Here is a 16,110-nt window from a genome sequence, read left to right as displayed (position 1 = left end):
TCGGACGAGAAGGCCACTTACAGCATGGTAGATGGAGTATCATAATCTCATGCCTTTCAACTCGACGGAAGCATCATTGTGAGGAGGGGTAGATGATTGTTCAAAAAATACTTAACAATGTAAATGCCTTTGAATTGACAATAACAAATGAAGTTATTCATAAATTTAGAAAAGAAAAGGTTTTTTTTACCACCTCCGGAGAAGGGAGATTTTTCCTTGGCGAAAAAATATTCTTTGAAAAAAATGTGACAGCAAATCCTTATTCTGCAATTCTTTCCGGTAATATTATACCAGAGATTGGATGTTTTTCATATTCGTGGTCTTCGTTACCAGTGGGTACGGTAGTTGGTAGATATTGTTCTATCGCTCATGGCTTGAAAATTCACGGACCACGACATCCTATAGAAGCCGTAACAACGAGTCCGGTTGGCTATGATGATGATTTTATAATTGTTTCAGAGCCTCTAAAAGAGTTTGGAATAAAGAAGACACAGAATACTCTGGGCGCTCAAAAAAAAATGCCTGTTGTAAAAAATGATGTTTGGATTGGCGCTAATGTTACTTTGTCTCCTGGAGTTACGATTGGAAATGGAGTTGTCATTGCCGCAGAATCTGTTGTAACAAAATCAGTCCCTGACTATGCGATTGTCGGTGGAAATCCAGCCGAGATAATAAAATTTAGATTCGACGAACGTATTATTGAAGAATTTTTGAAAATAAAATGGTGGGATTATAATTTTGCAGAATTTGAAGACCTTAGTTTTAACGATGTAGAATTGTTTGTGAAGAAATTCCCGGATAAAACAAAAGAAATGCATAAATTTCACGAAAAAAAGGAGAAAATATCCGATTTTTTTGAGAATTTTTGTTGAAAAAATAAAAAACATTCAGATAGCCAACATGGCGTTTCCGTTTCTGGAGCCTTCCTCCAATTCTGTGTTTCTACGGAATGCCAATGATTTTCTCTTCGCTAAGATGCCTGCAACTTCGTCAAGATTTTCAGAGCATGATGATATACGCTTGACCTGCTGTGGAGCTTTCATCCAACGGAAAGTAGGGCCTCAGGGAAAGTTAAGCCCTTGGTTGTAGGGTGTGCAACGGGGCCAAGATCGGAGTCCGGGATGGAAGGAGATCCTGGCCTTATTGCTTTGAACGTTGCGGCGTGCGCCGCCGGGGTCTGATATCCCAAAGCCGAATGGGACCTGATGGTGTTGTAATCGTTCTTCCAAGCCGAGACGACGGCGCGGGCCTGGGCCATGCTGGGAAAGACTGTCTCCTTCAGCAGTTCGTCACGCATCCGGCCATTGAATCTCTCTACATAACCGTTCTGCATGGGCCAGCCCGGGGCGATGTAGTGCCATTGTACGCTATGATCCTGTGCCCATTTCAGCACGATATTTGCGGTCAATTCGATGCCGTTGTCGGACGCGATCATCACCGGTCTGCCCCTCCGGGCCATCAGCGCACGGCCGCCAGACATTCCCGGGTCACGTCATCCACGATATTTAGCACGCGGAAGCGTCTTCCAACTGGTCATGAACGAAATCCTGGAACTAGCGGGCATTCGGTCGGGCCGTCACCAGGATGGGCGCGCGCGTGCCGATCGCCTTGCGCCGGGTCTGGCGCTTGCGCACAGCAAGTCTTTCCTCGCGGTAAAGTCGATAAATGCGGGAGAGCCCCGATCGCTCGCCCTCTAGTTGTAACAAGATAAACAGCCGGCGATAACCGAACCGAAGGCGCGTTTCGGCCAGAGCGCGCAGGCGATTCCGCAACATGCCGTCATCCGGTCGCAACGAGCGATAGCGTACCATCGTGCGATCCACGGCAATTCCCCGGCAGGCCCGACGCTCGCTCATCGTGAACATTTCTCGCAAATGAGCGGCAGCTTCCCGCTTCACGGCGGGCCCTACCATTTTTCCCAGAAGCTCGCGCAGCGCCGCCTCATTCAGAACGGACTCCGCCAGCAGTTTCTTCAGCCGCGCGTTCTCGTTCTCCAGCGCCTTCAGTCGCCTGGCCTCAGAGACCTCCAGCCCGCCATATTTGGCCTTCCATTTGTAAAACGTCGCGTCACTGATGCCACAACGGCGGCACACGTCCGCCGTCCTACTGCTCCTTCAGGATGCCAATGATCTGCTCTTCGCTGAAACCGGATGCGCTTCATCAGTCTGTCCTCTCAATAGGCCAGACTCTATTTCAAATCGGAGAAAATCCTCCGCAGCAGGTCAGTACCACTTCAGTCGGACAACGATCCACTGTTCGGATTACATTCCTCATCCTTCTGTCCTCACTCCCATTGCGGCGGGTAATCAATCAATTAAAATCAAGACAATTACCTAAGTAATAATAGATATCGGTTCGGGATAGAGAAAACTAATCAGAGAAAAGAGACACGAATAACCCATAAAGATATTTGAAAATGTTATGCTTCTGATTTATCGTTATCTTATCTATCGCGCCTACATCAGATTCGTAGACGAACATCCTAACCTCTAGGTTTTCCACGTTTTTCATGAGTGTGAATTCTAACTTCATCATATTTCTGCGTAACGCTGAAAAATTTACACTAATTCGAGCATGTGTGTTATTGTCTTTAGATATAACGTCGAGTTTTGCCGTCCCTGAAGAAGGTATTTTTCTGAAATTTATAATGGCAGTATAGCGCCCTTTTTCTAAATTAACATAGGGTCCAAAAAACACAAATCCATTAAGTAGACCAGAAAAGTGTATGGCCCCCTTATGTATATTTCCAACATCTGTTTTTATCTGACCTGAGCTTATGGGGTATTGACCTTCTTCTATAGGCCTCGTGGCAATATTATCAGGCGCTTCCTTTGCGTATGGCGTAAATCGATGGGTGTAATGACCATCGTGAAAGACGTCTCCAAAGACTACATTCTTGTAAACTTCAAAGTACAATCTAATTGGGGCGATTCCAATGTCCTCATATGAGACTTTTTCACCTTCTCGCAAATTGAAATATGCATCATAGGTTCCTTCCGGAAGTTCTCTAATATCTATGCTAATAAAAAAATCAAATGAATCACCAGATCTTAGAAAGAATTCTGGTAATTTTTCTAACTTATCAACGAATATATTGATTCCTCGAGAATCCTTCACGAGAGCCGAAATTTTCATATCTCTTGTAAAGGAAAATGACCAAGAAATATTGCTTAGATTGATGAGGGAAAAAGATACATTTAATCTTGCCTCAGAAGGGACAAAATTGGCCGACAAAACGCGGAGACTGCATAATCTATTATTTATTATTCTCTCCAATTCATCCAGAGCATCCGATGCATTTGCCCCGTTAACGGAGTTGTCAATAATTTTATCTGTTATATTAAAGTAATTGATGACGCTCAAAGCGCTGTGAGACATATTCTTCAATATAAATGTTGAGCATTTAACTTTTTCCTCAAAATAACTTGCGTGCAGGCGGTCACATTCTTCAAATTCAGAATAAAATATTGATATATTAGAACTTATTTCTTTATCTTCTTCCGTCAAATCCTCCACCATGTGACGATATTTCTTTTTTGCTTCAGTTAAGTGTTCTATGAACCGGGTGTCCCCACGACTCTTAAGAGATTCAGTATTTATAAAAACTTGTGGACATACCGAAATAATCCGAGAAGCGTTGATTTTTCTTCCGTAAAGTATAGCCGCATATCCGCCCATACTAAATCCAAAGCATACTACAGTGCGGTATTTTTTTGATATAGAAAGTATTTTTTTTGAATATTCTTCAGGGGTTTTCCCGTCCACCATATTATACCAAGAATTTTCAAGGTCTCTAACTAAAAGAGTAGAGAATTTTCCCTTGTTCCCAAATGAATAAAGGTCAAATTTCCCATTTTCCTTTCTATTTACGTCCAGAGATGAAAAAATAATCACCAGAACATCATTGTTTTTGTGGAAGAGAAGAGTATCAATCATGCGGACCTTAATTCATTTGTTGATCTGTCTATGCATGGAGAAGCCACATAAAATATAACGATCGTTTTTCAGGATTGTTCCCTCGCTTCGAAACGCCTTCCGTTTCCAGATGATGTAAGGTGATTTTGCCGAAGGGCTACCCATTGATGCACGGTAGGTTATTATGATATTTAGGACACAGGTGCGTGGGAAGATCACGTTTAAGGATAAGTAAAGTATAACAGGACGTATTAAATTAGACTAGAGATCCGAAAGCATTGTGCAAATAGCACGGCTGTTCACATTTTGTCAACGTTGTATAGGAATAAGGTCGCGTCGTGAGTTTCTTTAAGAAAAATGAGACAAAAAAAAATGCGGTATTGTTTTTTGGAATGCTTAGGAACTATGAGATTCCCTCTGAAAGCATAAAAAATAAAATACTATATAAGGGCGATTGCGACGTCTTCTATTTTGGTCCAAAGGAGACGGATCTGCCAAATAAAGAATACGCCATTGGAATTCAAGATAAAGATGGTTTTTTTATAAAAAATCCTAAAGAAGATTTGCAGGAAACCGTGCCTGTTAACATTGAAAATTTTTGCGCTGTGTATGATGGTTATATTAAAGATTTTCGCGCACATGACAAAAAAACCGGATATTTTGAAGAAATAAGTCGATCTTTGAGGCCGCGTGAAGATTGGCTAATGGGGCTGAACCCGGCAAGAATGTTGTCGATGTTTTATAACATCGATGGGGTTGTAAAGTTGTTTGTTGATTATTGTAAAAAGAACAAAAAATCGTACAAAAATGTAATCATAACGCGAACTGATATCGTGACATATACGGATTTTCCTTGCGTTGTTAGCGATGGAGAAATTCATATTCCGTCGGGAGAAGGATTTTCGAGTAACGGAGAAAAGCATATTGGTAATGCTTCTGTCTTTTTCTACAAAAATATGCTGACAGGAGATTACGTTTCTGGTGGAAGAAAGGATAGTTTCAATGACCAGGTTATGATAGTATCTTTTAATGAAATTAATAAATTTTGCAATATTTACGACCAGATATTGGAACTCATAAAGGCAAAGGCACCGCTTTCTCCGGAAACACTTCTTTTTATACTGTGCAAAAGAAGTGGATTAAATATTGTAGCGCATCCGGAATGGGCGTATGAAATTTATAGAGATGGAAAAAAAGAAATTACCTCGATTATGGATATTGAAGACTTAAAAAATATTGACCGATATAATCCAAGACTGCAAGAAAATAAGCTTCAGGTACAGGATTGTATTCCTATGGCTGATTTTGTTAGGGTTGATTCTATTAATAGCATTTTATATAAGTATCTTTCGAAGGTATCCTCTAGAAAGGCAAATAAATTAAAGAATAATCCCGCTAAATTTTATTTAGATTCGAAGTCGTATATGAACAAACTTCCGGAAAAAGCGTTTAGAAAAAGCTTAAAAAAGAATGATGCTGTGCTTTTTTTGGCAAAATACGGTGAAATTAAAAGTGATTGCGGAGAAATAAACGGAAATTCGCTTATCATACGTTCGACTAAGGAATGTTTTGGTGTTTATGGCCCGTTCGCAAATCTTCAGAAGGGTAATTACATTTCAAAATTGTTCTTTTCGGAAAAAATAAATGCAGAGCAAGTGACTATTGACGTGGTATCTAATGAGGTGAAAGAAATATTGATTAAAAATATATCCCTGACAGATGACTACTCTCAGAGAAATATTGACCTTAAGTGGACATTGGAATGCGACGTTTCTGGCCTAGAAGTGAGAATTTTTGTACCATCTGGGTTTAGTTGTGCCGTTGACTATTTGCTTATTAAAAAAATTTCATAGTGAGAAGAAGGCGTTATCTGTTGAGTTTAGTTGTCATAACTTCCTCGACAGATAACGATCTGCCCGCACAAAATTACGTTGTTTTTGGTTATATCACGGGGCAAATCGAAGGATGATGTTTTCATCGCGTCCGTTAGCGGCGAGTTTCGCAGCGAATGCCTCGATGCCTATTGGTTCCTGATGTTTGACGACCTCCGCTTGAAAACGGAGGAATGGCGCAAGGACTACAATGCCGTCCGTCTCCACAGCGCCATCGCCCAATCGACTGCCGATATCGCTCATCAAAGGTTCATCGGCGCCTGCCGCCACCTCTGAGCCAGACACCCGAAAGTTCCGGCCTGGGGAGATAAAAAAAAGGAACTCTTCACCCAGGCTGGAGACGCTACCATTCGGTGATCCGACGTTGAGGAGTAAATCACCTCCGGCGGGTTTCTACCTGTGAGAGTCCGTTTGATAATGGTTATGGATGGACAATTCTGCGGAGCATGAGGCTACCGAGAGCGACATGGATCATCGCCGCCGAGACGTCGATCCTTTGCTCGTAATCCCGCACGAGCCGCTTCCAGCGCGTCATCCAACCGAAAGTGCGCTCGACGACCCAGCGCCGAGGCAACACCTTGAAGCCGGGCTCCTTGTCGGAGCGGCGGATGATTTCGAGGACGAAATCCTGATAGGTCGCGGCATCCATAAGACGGGTACGGTCGTAGGCACCGTCAGCGAACAGATGCTTGAGCCAGGGCCATCGCTTGCGAATGGCCGCGACGATCGCTTGAGCGCCAGCACTGTCGGAGATGTCGGCAGTGGTCAGATTGACCATGAGCAATCGGCCATCTGTATCGACGGCAATGTGTCGTTTACGGCCGACAACCTTCTTGCCTGCATCAAAGCCCCGCTTTTCCGCTGCTGGTGCCTTGATGGACTGGCTATCAACGACGGCGGCCGTCGGGCTCTGCTCGCGCCCTTCGCGTTCACGGTCGAGCATCAGTGCGACGTCGTGGATCGTGCGGAACCGGAGCAGGCGCATGAAGTGGCGGAACCACCAATACACTGTCTGCCAGGGCGGGAAGTCGTTCGGCAGCATCCGCCACCCACCGCCTGTCCGTGCCAGATAGCGAAGCGCATCAAGTACATCGCGCGGGTCCGTCGCAGGCTTGCGACCGCGCTTGGCCACTGACGGCAGAAACGGCTGAATGAACAGCCATTCCTCGTCCGTCAGATCGGTCGGGTAGCGCTTTGAGCGCTTCTCAAACCCAGCTATCCGGCCACGGCTCGCTCGGGTCCACATTCTAAGCTTAAATCACGCCCAAGCCACCGCATCAACACATTCTAAAACAGGCTCTAAGGAGATGAAAATTCGTGGGCGATCACTAGCGCTTAAATTATTTTTTTTGGGGGACACATGTGGTATTAGATTCTAGAATATGTAACATTTTGCGCGGTTAAAATAAATATGCTTAAAAAATATAATGAAGAAATTGAGTGTATTCTAGAATACAACTCAAAAATAAACAGTTCTATATATAATTATAATAAAGACTTTACGAAATTAATGTTTCATGATCAGTTCTCTCTTAAAGAGATCTTTGAGGTTGATGATCTTGATACAGATGCCACGCCATCTTTTGTCTTCAAAGAAAACAAAACGGGAAAAATTTTATTCGATCATAGAACCGGCATAAAATCAGAAAAACCATTCTTGATAATAAGTAAGCCCCGAAGCGGGACTCATATAATGTCAAATATTTTGAAAATAATTGGGCTGCATCATGTATGTGTCTTCCTTGATCATATGGATACTTATTGTTATAGACTTGATGAGGAGCAAAAACTAATACATCAGTTACCCACTGGTATACCACTCTTTATATCGCGTAATATGTTTCTCCAAGGGCAGTTTAGCCATTCACATCTTATTTACTCTGAATGGGCAGCTAAAAACATACCCGAAAATTTTACTGTTATAACGCTTGATCGTGACTTTATATCGCCCGGAAATTACGTATTTAGCGATATGAAAGGTCGAATTTATAATAAAATTATTTCAGGTTGCAGGAACATTGAGGTGGAGGAGATGTTGAGAGCCGGTATTTTTGATCGCGAAATAGAATTTCTTCACAGCGAATATAAAATACAAGAGGAATCCATAAAGAGATGGATTGATCATTCGCATATTCATGTAAAATTTGAAGATTTATTCAAATTTGACGGGGAATTGTGTGGGCCGATATTGAAAAATATATTTGGAAATGGGTGCGAAAAGGAGGATTCTCTCTTTTGGTCAGAACTAATTCGTAGGAGGGCTCTACGTGAAGAGTCTTTTACGAAAAGAACATTAAACGCTATCGATAGCACCATCGAGTCGGCGCTTTTGAAAAGAATTGGCATGCTATGTTAGGAATGTGTTTCCTAGCTAATGCAATCCCAGAAATTCATCCGCTGCTCCCGAGGCGAAATTCTTGAATTACAGGCAGATTTGGCGCGTCAACATACTCTCAACAAACTGAGGGATAATGAATTATACCAGTCCCAAACGATTTAGAGTTTTATCCGTTCACATCGATTTATCGATAAAGCTCTAGATCTTTGTTTTGGCGGGCATCTTTATCTGATCGGTCTATTCCGTCTGACCGGAAGATGCTCTAAGCCCTCTTTATTCGTGAGAGCTGTTTTTAATTATTCTCGCCACGACCGGAGCAAGCGCAGCAGTCTCGTGAGAGGCTTGGGTCTTCCGTCGCGGGGAGAGGAAAGGGATATTTCTTCTTGTGGCGAATGATCGCTACAAAAATCGACATGGCTGATTTTCATAGTGGCAATCTTCCGTATTAGAAGGACAATTTCGATATTCTGCTGGGCTGGAAAGGCTACGGTAAAAGGGATGCTCAAAATCCGGCGTCCGGTCTCAGCGGGTATATCTATCGTGCGCTCAGCCAGTAGGTGTTGGCCAGAATCCGCAGCAATTCGAAGGGTTACAACACCTGGGCCAGTGAGAAGGGAGCAGTCCACGTGGGCCACGTAATGCCCGCCGGGCATTGTCACGTATGGTCCATAGAGCACGCTACCATTGGGAGTATGGGCAACGATTTCACCGTTCTGGAGCGTGGCATCACGCAGGCTCAGATGCAGGGCGTCATAGCGTTCCCAGTATTCGCCTTGGGCTGCCGGTTCGTCCACCGGCGTCGCAGGAGCCTCTTCCGCACCATTTAGTGTAATCGCCCGATAGTCCTGGCCGCGTGCATGGCATAGTCCACGCCAGGTTTCAGCGGTGATGCATTGGGTGCGCTTGTTGCGATTGTGGAATTCGTGACCGTATTTTTCAAATATGCACCCAGCGCGCAAAAGATCGCACGGAATGAAATTATCGATCAGAATATCCAGGCACAATTCCCTGGAACGCAGGTCATTGTGGTAATCCAGATGCAGATCTGGAAATGCAGCCTTGAATGTTGGATAAAGCAGATATTGCTCGTCAGCCAGCCTGACCAGGAACAGCTTTTCCGCGCCGTTTGAGCCAGAGGCGTAATCATGCGTCCTGTAATATGTGGCATCGGCCAGAGGCATGGGAGGAACATCCCATAGCCTTGTCACGTCACTGGTCAATCCCAGGTGAAACCAGTCGCTGTAATGAAGAGGCAGGCGTTCGAGCGAGTAGGGATTGAGCGTGTAAAGCCAGGAGATCATGACGCGCTCGTCCAGCACGCTGGCATGCCCACGGGGAAGGGCGCGGTCAGCCTCGTAATGCGCCAGAAAACGGCGATCGGCGAAAATCAGATCGGCCCGGACTCTCAGCACGTAGGTGCTGTTGACCAGGGCTAGTCCGGCGCGGGCTGCCGCGATCTGGAAATTGATATTATTACGGGCCTTGCCGTCCTTCTTGAAAAGCGGAAGCGCGAGAGCCGGCTCGGCAAGTGTGATGGCGGTGCAGGCCTGACGGAGAAAAAATAGCGCGTTGCGCAGTTCGCCGTCATGCTGGTGCGTCTCTACCAGCGCAAGATCATCCAGGACGCCGTTTTCGCACAGTGTACCGGTCACGATATCCGTGACTGAAATGGCCAGGATAATCGGCGTATGGGGAAAAAGGCGCCGCCAGTGAACGCAGTGATTGGCGGTTTCAGCCAGATTGCTCCGAAAGAGTGCCCCTTGGACAACGATGCTGAATGACTCGGGGTTGTCCCAGTCAGGATGTGTCATTGGGCGTGTCCTGGCTGTTCCGCTCGGATTACACAAAAAGGGGCGGAACTTTGCAGTTCCGCCATCATTGGGCGTGGGGTGTTCGTCAGCCTGCCATAAACTAGGCAGATCCTTCGCGCCCGCGACGCTGCACGTTGAGATCAGGGTTTTTCGCCACCCAGAGCCTCGTACTCAGCCGGAACGCCGCAGAATGTGATCAGTTCCGTCGGGATGAGGTCGTAGTGAATGCGCTGGCCCGCTTTGATCAGATGATTATACAGCGGCGCGATATAGAGTTCAGGCAAAGATGGCGCCAGTCGCTCCTGCGCCAGCGCATCCAGGAAGGACGAAGACTGCGCAAAATGATACAGGCCGTCGCAGCACAGGTCGGAGATTGGCTGTTTTTCGGTCGTTCGCGCCGCCAGCGGTTCATCGCTGTCTTCCGCGGGGCCGACATAGGACCAGTTTGCACCCTCTCCGCGGAAAACTTCCAGATACCCGTCGGAATGGCCGAACCAATCGGCTTCAGGAAAGCGGAAGCCGGTGCGAAATGTATCGATATTGAAGATCGTCAGGGGAGTGCGGTCGTCAAGAGCGGCTTCCCTGATACCGATTTCGACCGTTTCCGCCTGTCCCGCGGTTTCCCGGTCCAGCACGACGATACGGGCATCGCGGATGCCGAGTTCGGTGGTCTCCTTGCGGATGAAAGCAGGCGTTTCCGCTACCGTTCGTGCAATAAAGATGAAGGGCAGGTCGTTGAAATAGCGCGAGAAGCTCTCCACCGAATGCTTGAATACGCTCTTGCCGTGAAGGGGCAGCATGTATTTCGGCCTGGTGTAGCCGGCTTTGGTAAAGCGGCTCGACAGTCCGGCCATGGGAATGATGATCATGCGCGCTTTCCTTCAAGGGCGGAAAAGAGTCGGAGTGCATTGGCGATGAAGGCGGCCTGTCGGTCCGGCCGGTCGGCATGGAGGGGGAGCATCGAGACGAACAGGGAGGTCGTAATGGCGCCGATCTCCTGACTGGCAGGAGAAATACCCGCGATCGTCAGGTCGGCGAACAGGTTTCGCAGCCAGTTCCGCTGACTCGACGGAGGAAATTCCAGCGAGAAATCGTACGTGTTTTCCTGCGTCAGCCGGTAACGGCCGGCGATGATCAGGTCGTACAAGCCTTCGATGGAGTGGGACAGCTTTGCGATATCATAACGCATATCGCCGTAAATATCATGTTCGCCGCTGGAGACGTATCCACGCGGGTCAATGACGGAAATGCGGCTATTGCGGGAATTGTAGAGAATATTGCTGAAGCAGAAATCGCCATGCATGACGGTGGAACGTTCCGCTGCATCCGGCACGGAAATCATGCTTTCCAGCGCGGTCGCGATTTCTGCAAGAGACGGCATGGGCTGGCCGTTCAGGGACAGCGGCTTTTCAATGTTAAACCCGCTTTCCCGCGCATAACGTTCAAGCCGTTCGACGGTTTTTTTGCCCATGAGTTGCCGCGTGTAGTGCGCGCGCGGAATCTCGCCCTCATGCGAGGCGCAGATCTCCAGAAACTCGGTGCAGGAACCGAGGATCTTCTGCCATGTGATCCGGCCGATACCCGAGAACACGAAAAGTTCCGACAGGTTGGGAGCGTACTGATATTCCGTGCTATAGAATGCGCGCGTACCTTCCTGGCCCTGATCCAGAAGACGGGCGCTGTAAGGCCGGGCCTCCGCCGGGATGCGGGCGAGCCAATTGGCTTCCGCCTGCATCTTGAAACTGTCGGTCGACAGTTTCTTGACCGTGTTGCGGGTAATCTGCAGGGAATTGAAAGAGCGCGCAGTGGTCACCATCCGCCGCGAATGGAAATAGGTCTGCAGATGACCGAAATCGTACCAATGTTCGATATTGTCCATGCGCAAGGGGCGCAGCCGATTATAGGCATTAACGCCGCGCACAAAGTCGTAGCCGGTACGAACCATCGCGCGGACCAGTTCGCTGCAACTCGAGAACGCGAAATAACCGCAGGCTACCGGGCGGTTCAACTGCGATTCCGAAGCGGCCTCTATAACCTCAAGGCTCTCGATCCGCGTGCCCGAATGATTGATGGCTGCCCAGCAATAATCGTCCCCTTCGGCGTGGGCGGCGACGACATCCAGTCCGGAGGGCAGATGGTCCAGCAGGGTATCGCCGTGCAGGATGCGGATGCCAGCCGAATAGGCGCTGATACTGTTGATGGCGAAGACGATCGATTCCCCCAGTTCCAGGCCATCCGGCACGAAAATGGGTGTTACGCCCTTGTCCTTGAAGCTCTGAAGATCGTGTGCCGGAACGTTGAAGCTCTCCGGCAGAGTAATGTAGATCGGCGATGCCTCGGTCAGGTCCTGCTTCAGGCTGGCAATCTGCATGTCATACAAGCGGCCCACGCCCAGGGGCAGAAAGGCCGGCGGCAAAGGCCCGAACTCCGCGACGAGTTCGTGGCTGACGTAAGCGCCTGATGCAATGACGCTGATAAGATTGGCGTGAATCATTTATCTGTTTCAATCAGGCGGTTGATCTCTTCGAGAGACAGATTGAGAAACTCCGAAGGCCGGATGGCTCGGTCATCGATATAGAAGCCCTCCGTTCCGCACCACGCCTTGCCGACGTAGATTTCATCGTAAGGCACGTCGTGCTTGCGCAGCCATTCCAGGATAATCGGCAATGTATTGGCGTTGATCTTGCCGATCGCGCCATTATAGGTGCGCATGTTCCGTGCCGTCTGAATCAGGATTTCAAAGCCCTGCGCCTTGTATTCCCTGAGTTTTTCGATCAGGGGCAGGTTCGGCTCCTTGTCGGCGTATGACAGGTCCGGATTGTTCCTGGTCAGGGTATCGTCAAGGTCGACAACAAGGCGTTTCATAGGGGCTCCGGTACGTAACGATTTGAGGAGAAACGGTGGATTGACATCCATCTTCATTGCTTACGAGAGCGCGACGGACAAGATGTGCTTGATGAATAAAAAGCAGGACGATCCCTGTCGGGAGGGGAGGCTGATATCAGATCTCCTGCGCTGAATGTCTCTGGCTGCGACAGAGTGCGGTCTTCTGGCGCACCGCAAAAGAGATATCGGGCAGAAAATGGCTGATTGATGTCCGAACATCGTCCGAGAAATGTCGCCTGCCTTTTCAATCGCCTGCTGGGGACAGGGTCAGGCGCTGCGCTGGCGCGGGACACAAAGATTTTATGGCGTTTTTTTCGCTCGGTCTCACGTGCCGCAGATTGGCGGGCCGGGTTGGGCCTTCCATGACTATCGGAAACATCTCCCAAATGTTGGCTCGCCACTTCTTCACGCCGGTCCTTCTATGATCCGCGCTGCGCGAGAGACAGGAAAAGAATTGCATATCAATTATCAACGAGCAGATTGATCCCGGTTCAAGGACCCATTCGGCACACGGTCAATCAGATCGAGCCTTTCCCTTTCCATAAGCAATTTCTTCCAGTGCGGTCTCCAGGACGGTTGCGACGGGTACCGACATGACGCACGCCGCGTCCATGCCACAGGCAAGCCGGTCGTTCAGGCCGCAACCGGCACAGGGAACGCGGCGTGAGAGAATGACACCACCGCGATTCTGCCCCCATTCCTGCCAGTTCACGCGCGGGATCGCGATGCTGACGACATTAATGCCCCGGGTGGCCGCCAGGTGCTTTGGGCCGGTATCGTTGGCGACCAGAAGCAGAGTATGCGACAGAAGCGTATCGAATGCATTCATGTCGATGGATGGCATCAGCCTGACGCCGTCCAGGCTTTCGCATTGCGCTTTTATGGCGTCCGTCAGGTCATCCTTGTCGATGAACAACAGAACCGGAATGCGCGTGGCGGCATGGAAATCCGCGCAAAATGCCAGGAAATTGGGCAGCGGCCATCGATTGATCGGATGGCGCGCGCCCGAATGCACGACAATATAACCCTTCTTCTCCACCCCATGATCGCCAAGAATGGAAGCGTCACTGTTCGACGGAAGGCGGGGGACGACAGTTTGGCGCATATGCATCGCACCCTCGAGGGCCGAGACCAGCATGCTGACATGGGCCGCGTGATTGACGACAGCCTTGCGATTGATCTTGTCGCGTGATGTGACTTCGATACCGAAATCAATGAAAGGAAACTGGCCGGGCTTGAAGCTCACCCTGTAGCGTGCGGCGCACAGCCGCATCAGGGGCTGACTTTCGGTTCCGGGAGAAAGGTCGATCGCCAGATCGAACTCTCGCCCGCGCAGGCTGTCGCGCACCGCATGTTCGGCCTCGGCGGTCAGGAAGCGCCGCTCGGTTCTGCTGTTGTAGGAGAGCGAGAGCGAAAGATATTCGTCGGCAACCCCCGAGGCGACCAGAACGGGCACAATGGCCTTTTGCGACAGGACGGTGATGCGCGCTTCGGGGAAGAGCGCCCTTAGTCGCGCCATGGCGGGCAGCGAGGCCGAAACGTCTCCCAACTGGTCCGTGCGCAGGATCAGGATGGAGCGGATAGCGCCGGAAAAAATCTGCTTCTGGGGCCGATGCCGCTCGACCGGCAAGGACAGGACGTGATCGATCGTCCCCATCGTCTTGTCAGATGTGGAGGGAACGAAGGTATCAGAATCTTGGACTCCGTCGGGAAGGCAGGCGGCAATATCCTCTTGCGGCCGGACGGTTACGAAGCGACGAATGTGCCCGGCATGACGCGAGCCTGCATAAATATTGAGATGCAATTTCTGTCGGCCAACCGGCAGACGGGCGGTATCCACCCAAGCGTTGACAACCCAGATTTTCAGGGCACCGATCTTGCGGACCAGCACGGGGGTGGCAACGGCAATGTCTGTTGTGCCACCGTCCGGATTGACGCAGGCGCGCGTCAGGTCATGTCGTGATGAAACCAGGACACGAAAAGCAACGACGCCCGACAGGACGGGAAGTCCGGTTACAGCTTTCATGCTTCCGATCTGGACCAGCGCAATCCGCGTTCTGGATATGGCAAACAGAAAGACGAAAGCGTGGTAGAGGCCGGCCAGGCGCTTGCCGATGCGGGGGAATTTCTGGCTGATGGCAGGTGCGGGGCGCGTCAGGAACCATTTGACGTTGCGCGGCAAGGGAAGCGTCATCAGGTCGGAAAACGGCGAATGCGCGGCGCTGTCGCTCAGGGAGGGGAGCGGGGCGTCCGGGTCGGTGTCCAACCCCCGATAGGCGGCTGCGGAACAGGTCCGCGTGTCGAGCGTGCTGTGGGGCGACTCGAGATACCCGGTCGTCTGTTTCACCATGCGTTCCCAGTAAAATTCCGGTTTTGAGCCGTGCTTTAGAAAGTGTCCACACCTTGCAGGCGGGCCTATCTGGCCGATAGCTCCGGCGTTGCGAAGCCGCATTCTCCTCCTCCTTTCTGGTCGCTCGACCTGAAGAGGAGGCGCGGATTTTATATGAATCTGGATAGTTTCTCGGCTGGTCTGTGGCAAACGAATTCGTTTGCTGGAGCAAAGGGGGCGGCGCGCTGTAGACGGCGCCAGACCTGCACAAAGGGAGGGTTAAAAATTATTATACATATCCACGCCTTCCTGCACGCTGGCACAGATGGTCATCTTGCCATCTCGCAGAACCATGCTGTGGTCGCATGTATCCCTGATGAAATCCATGCTGTGGGAAACGATCACAAGCGAGCGGTCCTGGCGCTTTTCGAAAAGTTCACGGCGACACCGCTCCGAGAAGCGGGCATCGCCGACCATGATGACCTCGTCGATCAGATAGCATTCGAATTCAATCGCAATGGATAATGCGAAGGCGAGCCGGGCGCGCATGCCGGATGAATAGGTCTTCACCGGTTCGCGGAGATGGTGGCCGAGTTCAGCGAAATCGTCCACAAAACGGCGCATTTCCCCATAATCGCGATCATAGATGCGTGCGATGAAACGCAGATTGTCCAGGCCGCTCAGGCTGCCCTGGAATGCTCCGGAAAACGCCAGGGGCCAGGAGACGGACATATCCCGTTCGACCTGCCCGGATGTGGGCAGATCCACACCACCGATGATGCGCAGGAGGGTCGATTTGCCGGCACCGTTATGCCCCAGGATTCCCCACTTCTCGCCGCGTTGAACGGTGCAGTTCACCCCGTTGAGGACACGCCGCACGCCGGACGATGTATGGAATTCCTTGACGATGTCGACGCACCTTATCATGGCTTTGCGGCT

Annotated in this window: 12 protein-coding genes and 1 pseudogene; 4 read left to right on the top strand and 9 right to left on the bottom strand. The window is 49.6% G+C overall.

The window, feature by feature from the left end:
* Window positions 1–92: 92 nt before the first annotated feature.
* A complete protein-coding gene (locus HLH35_RS19940; protein ID WP_182979115.1) occupies window positions 93–872 on the top strand; it encodes a CatB-related O-acetyltransferase in 780 nt (259 codons plus the stop codon).
* Window positions 873–1,039: 167 nt separating this feature from the next.
* Here the strand turns inward: HLH35_RS19940 and HLH35_RS10635 are convergent.
* Both HLH35_RS10635 and HLH35_RS10630 read right to left on the bottom strand, forming a co-directional pair.
* Window positions 1,040–2,130 (bottom strand): annotated as a pseudogene (locus HLH35_RS10635) (IS3 family transposase).
* Between the two features lie 240 nt (window positions 2,131–2,370).
* Window positions 2,371–3,936 carry a hypothetical protein gene (locus HLH35_RS10630; RefSeq protein ID WP_182979114.1) on the bottom strand — a complete coding sequence of 522 codons (1,566 nt, stop codon included), beginning with the start codon at window positions 3,934–3,936 and terminating at the stop codon, window positions 2,371–2,373.
* Window positions 3,937–4,253: 317 nt separating this feature from the next.
* On the opposite strand from HLH35_RS10630, the gene HLH35_RS10625 reads away from it, so the two are divergent.
* Together HLH35_RS10625 and HLH35_RS20380 are read left to right on the top strand one after the other, a co-directional pair.
* Window positions 4,254–5,768, top strand: coding sequence for a hypothetical protein (locus HLH35_RS10625; protein ID WP_182979113.1), 1,515 nt, complete (start codon window positions 4,254–4,256; stop codon window positions 5,766–5,768).
* 78 nt (window positions 5,769–5,846) lie between these two features.
* Window positions 5,847–6,083, top strand: coding sequence for an integrase core domain-containing protein (locus tag HLH35_RS20380; RefSeq protein WP_182979112.1), 237 nt, complete (start codon window positions 5,847–5,849; stop codon window positions 6,081–6,083).
* Window positions 6,084–6,228: 145 nt separating this feature from the next.
* Here HLH35_RS20380 and HLH35_RS10615 read toward each other — a convergent pair whose 3' ends face one another.
* On the bottom strand, window positions 6,229–7,053 hold the full coding sequence (locus tag HLH35_RS10615; RefSeq protein WP_182979111.1) for an IS5 family transposase: 825 nt from the start codon (window positions 7,051–7,053) through the stop codon (window positions 6,229–6,231).
* 165 nt (window positions 7,054–7,218) lie between these two features.
* Here HLH35_RS10615 and HLH35_RS10610 point away from each other — a divergent pair, with 165 nt between their 5' ends.
* Window positions 7,219–8,163, top strand: coding sequence for a hypothetical protein (locus HLH35_RS10610; RefSeq protein WP_182979110.1), 945 nt, complete (start codon window positions 7,219–7,221; stop codon window positions 8,161–8,163).
* Between the two features lie 278 nt (window positions 8,164–8,441).
* Here HLH35_RS10610 and HLH35_RS10605 read toward each other — a convergent pair whose 3' ends face one another.
* The 6 genes from HLH35_RS10605 to HLH35_RS10580 all read right to left on the bottom strand — a co-directional run bounded on the left by HLH35_RS10605 (window position 8,442) and on the right by HLH35_RS10580 (window position 16,098).
* Window positions 8,442–9,956, bottom strand: coding sequence for a WavE lipopolysaccharide synthesis family protein (locus tag HLH35_RS10605; RefSeq protein ID WP_182979109.1), 1,515 nt, complete (start codon window positions 9,954–9,956; stop codon window positions 8,442–8,444).
* A gap of 140 nt (window positions 9,957–10,096) precedes the next feature.
* Entirely contained in the window at window positions 10,097–10,825 is a 729-nt protein-coding gene (locus HLH35_RS10600; RefSeq protein WP_182979108.1) for a glycosyltransferase family 2 protein, read from the bottom strand.
* On the bottom strand, window positions 10,822–12,450 hold the full coding sequence (locus HLH35_RS10595) for a capsular biosynthesis protein (RefSeq protein ID WP_182979107.1): 1,629 nt from the start codon (window positions 12,448–12,450) through the stop codon (window positions 10,822–10,824). Before HLH35_RS10595 ends, HLH35_RS10600 begins: the two co-directional genes overlap by 4 nt.
* Entirely contained in the window at window positions 12,447–12,821 is a 375-nt protein-coding gene (locus tag HLH35_RS10590) for an HAD family hydrolase (RefSeq protein ID WP_182979106.1), read from the bottom strand. The genes HLH35_RS10595 and HLH35_RS10590 overlap by 4 nt, the downstream gene beginning before the upstream one ends.
* A gap of 535 nt (window positions 12,822–13,356) precedes the next feature.
* Window positions 13,357–15,294, bottom strand: a complete 1,938-nt coding sequence (locus tag HLH35_RS10585; protein WP_182979105.1) for a glycosyltransferase family 9 protein — start codon at window positions 15,292–15,294, stop codon at window positions 13,357–13,359.
* 156 nt (window positions 15,295–15,450) lie between these two features.
* Complete coding sequence (locus HLH35_RS10580; protein ID WP_182979104.1) at window positions 15,451–16,098, bottom strand: ABC transporter ATP-binding protein; 648 nt, start codon at window positions 16,096–16,098, stop codon at window positions 15,451–15,453.
* Window positions 16,099–16,110: the final 12 nt, after the last annotated feature.

The sequence above is a fragment of the Gluconacetobacter asukensis genome (genome assembly GCF_014174375.1).
Classification (GTDB): Bacteria; Pseudomonadota; Alphaproteobacteria; order Acetobacterales; family Acetobacteraceae; genus Gluconacetobacter; species Gluconacetobacter asukensis.
Note: the sequence above shows the minus strand (reverse complement) of the source record. Positions and strands in the feature narration are given on the sequence as shown.

Bases quoted from the DNA above. Each gene is read 5' to 3' on its own strand.
- HLH35_RS10610 (WP_182979110.1), top strand. From the start codon at position 7,219: ATGCTTAAAAAATATAATGAAGAAATTGAGTGTATTCTAGAATACAAC.
- HLH35_RS10595 (WP_182979107.1), bottom strand. From the start codon at position 12,450: ATGATTCACGCCAATCTTATCAGCGTCATTGCATCAGGCGCTTACGTC.
- HLH35_RS10630 (WP_182979114.1), bottom strand. From the start codon at position 3,936: ATGATTGATACTCTTCTCTTCCACAAAAACAATGATGTTCTGGTGATT.
- HLH35_RS10585 (WP_182979105.1), bottom strand. From the start codon at position 15,294: ATGCGGCTTCGCAACGCCGGAGCTATCGGCCAGATAGGCCCGCCTGCA.
- HLH35_RS10600 (WP_182979108.1), bottom strand. From the start codon at position 10,825: ATGATCATCATTCCCATGGCCGGACTGTCGAGCCGCTTTACCAAAGCC.
- HLH35_RS19940 (WP_182979115.1), top strand. From the start codon at position 93: ATGATTGTTCAAAAAATACTTAACAATGTAAATGCCTTTGAATTGACA.
- HLH35_RS10590 (WP_182979106.1), bottom strand. From the start codon at position 12,821: ATGAAACGCCTTGTTGTCGACCTTGACGATACCCTGACCAGGAACAAT.
- HLH35_RS10605 (WP_182979109.1), bottom strand. From the start codon at position 9,956: ATGACACATCCTGACTGGGACAACCCCGAGTCATTCAGCATCGTTGTC.
- HLH35_RS10615 (WP_182979111.1), bottom strand. From the start codon at position 7,053: ATGTGGACCCGAGCGAGCCGTGGCCGGATAGCTGGGTTTGAGAAGCGC.
- HLH35_RS10580 (WP_182979104.1), bottom strand. From the start codon at position 16,098: ATGATAAGGTGCGTCGACATCGTCAAGGAATTCCATACATCGTCCGGC.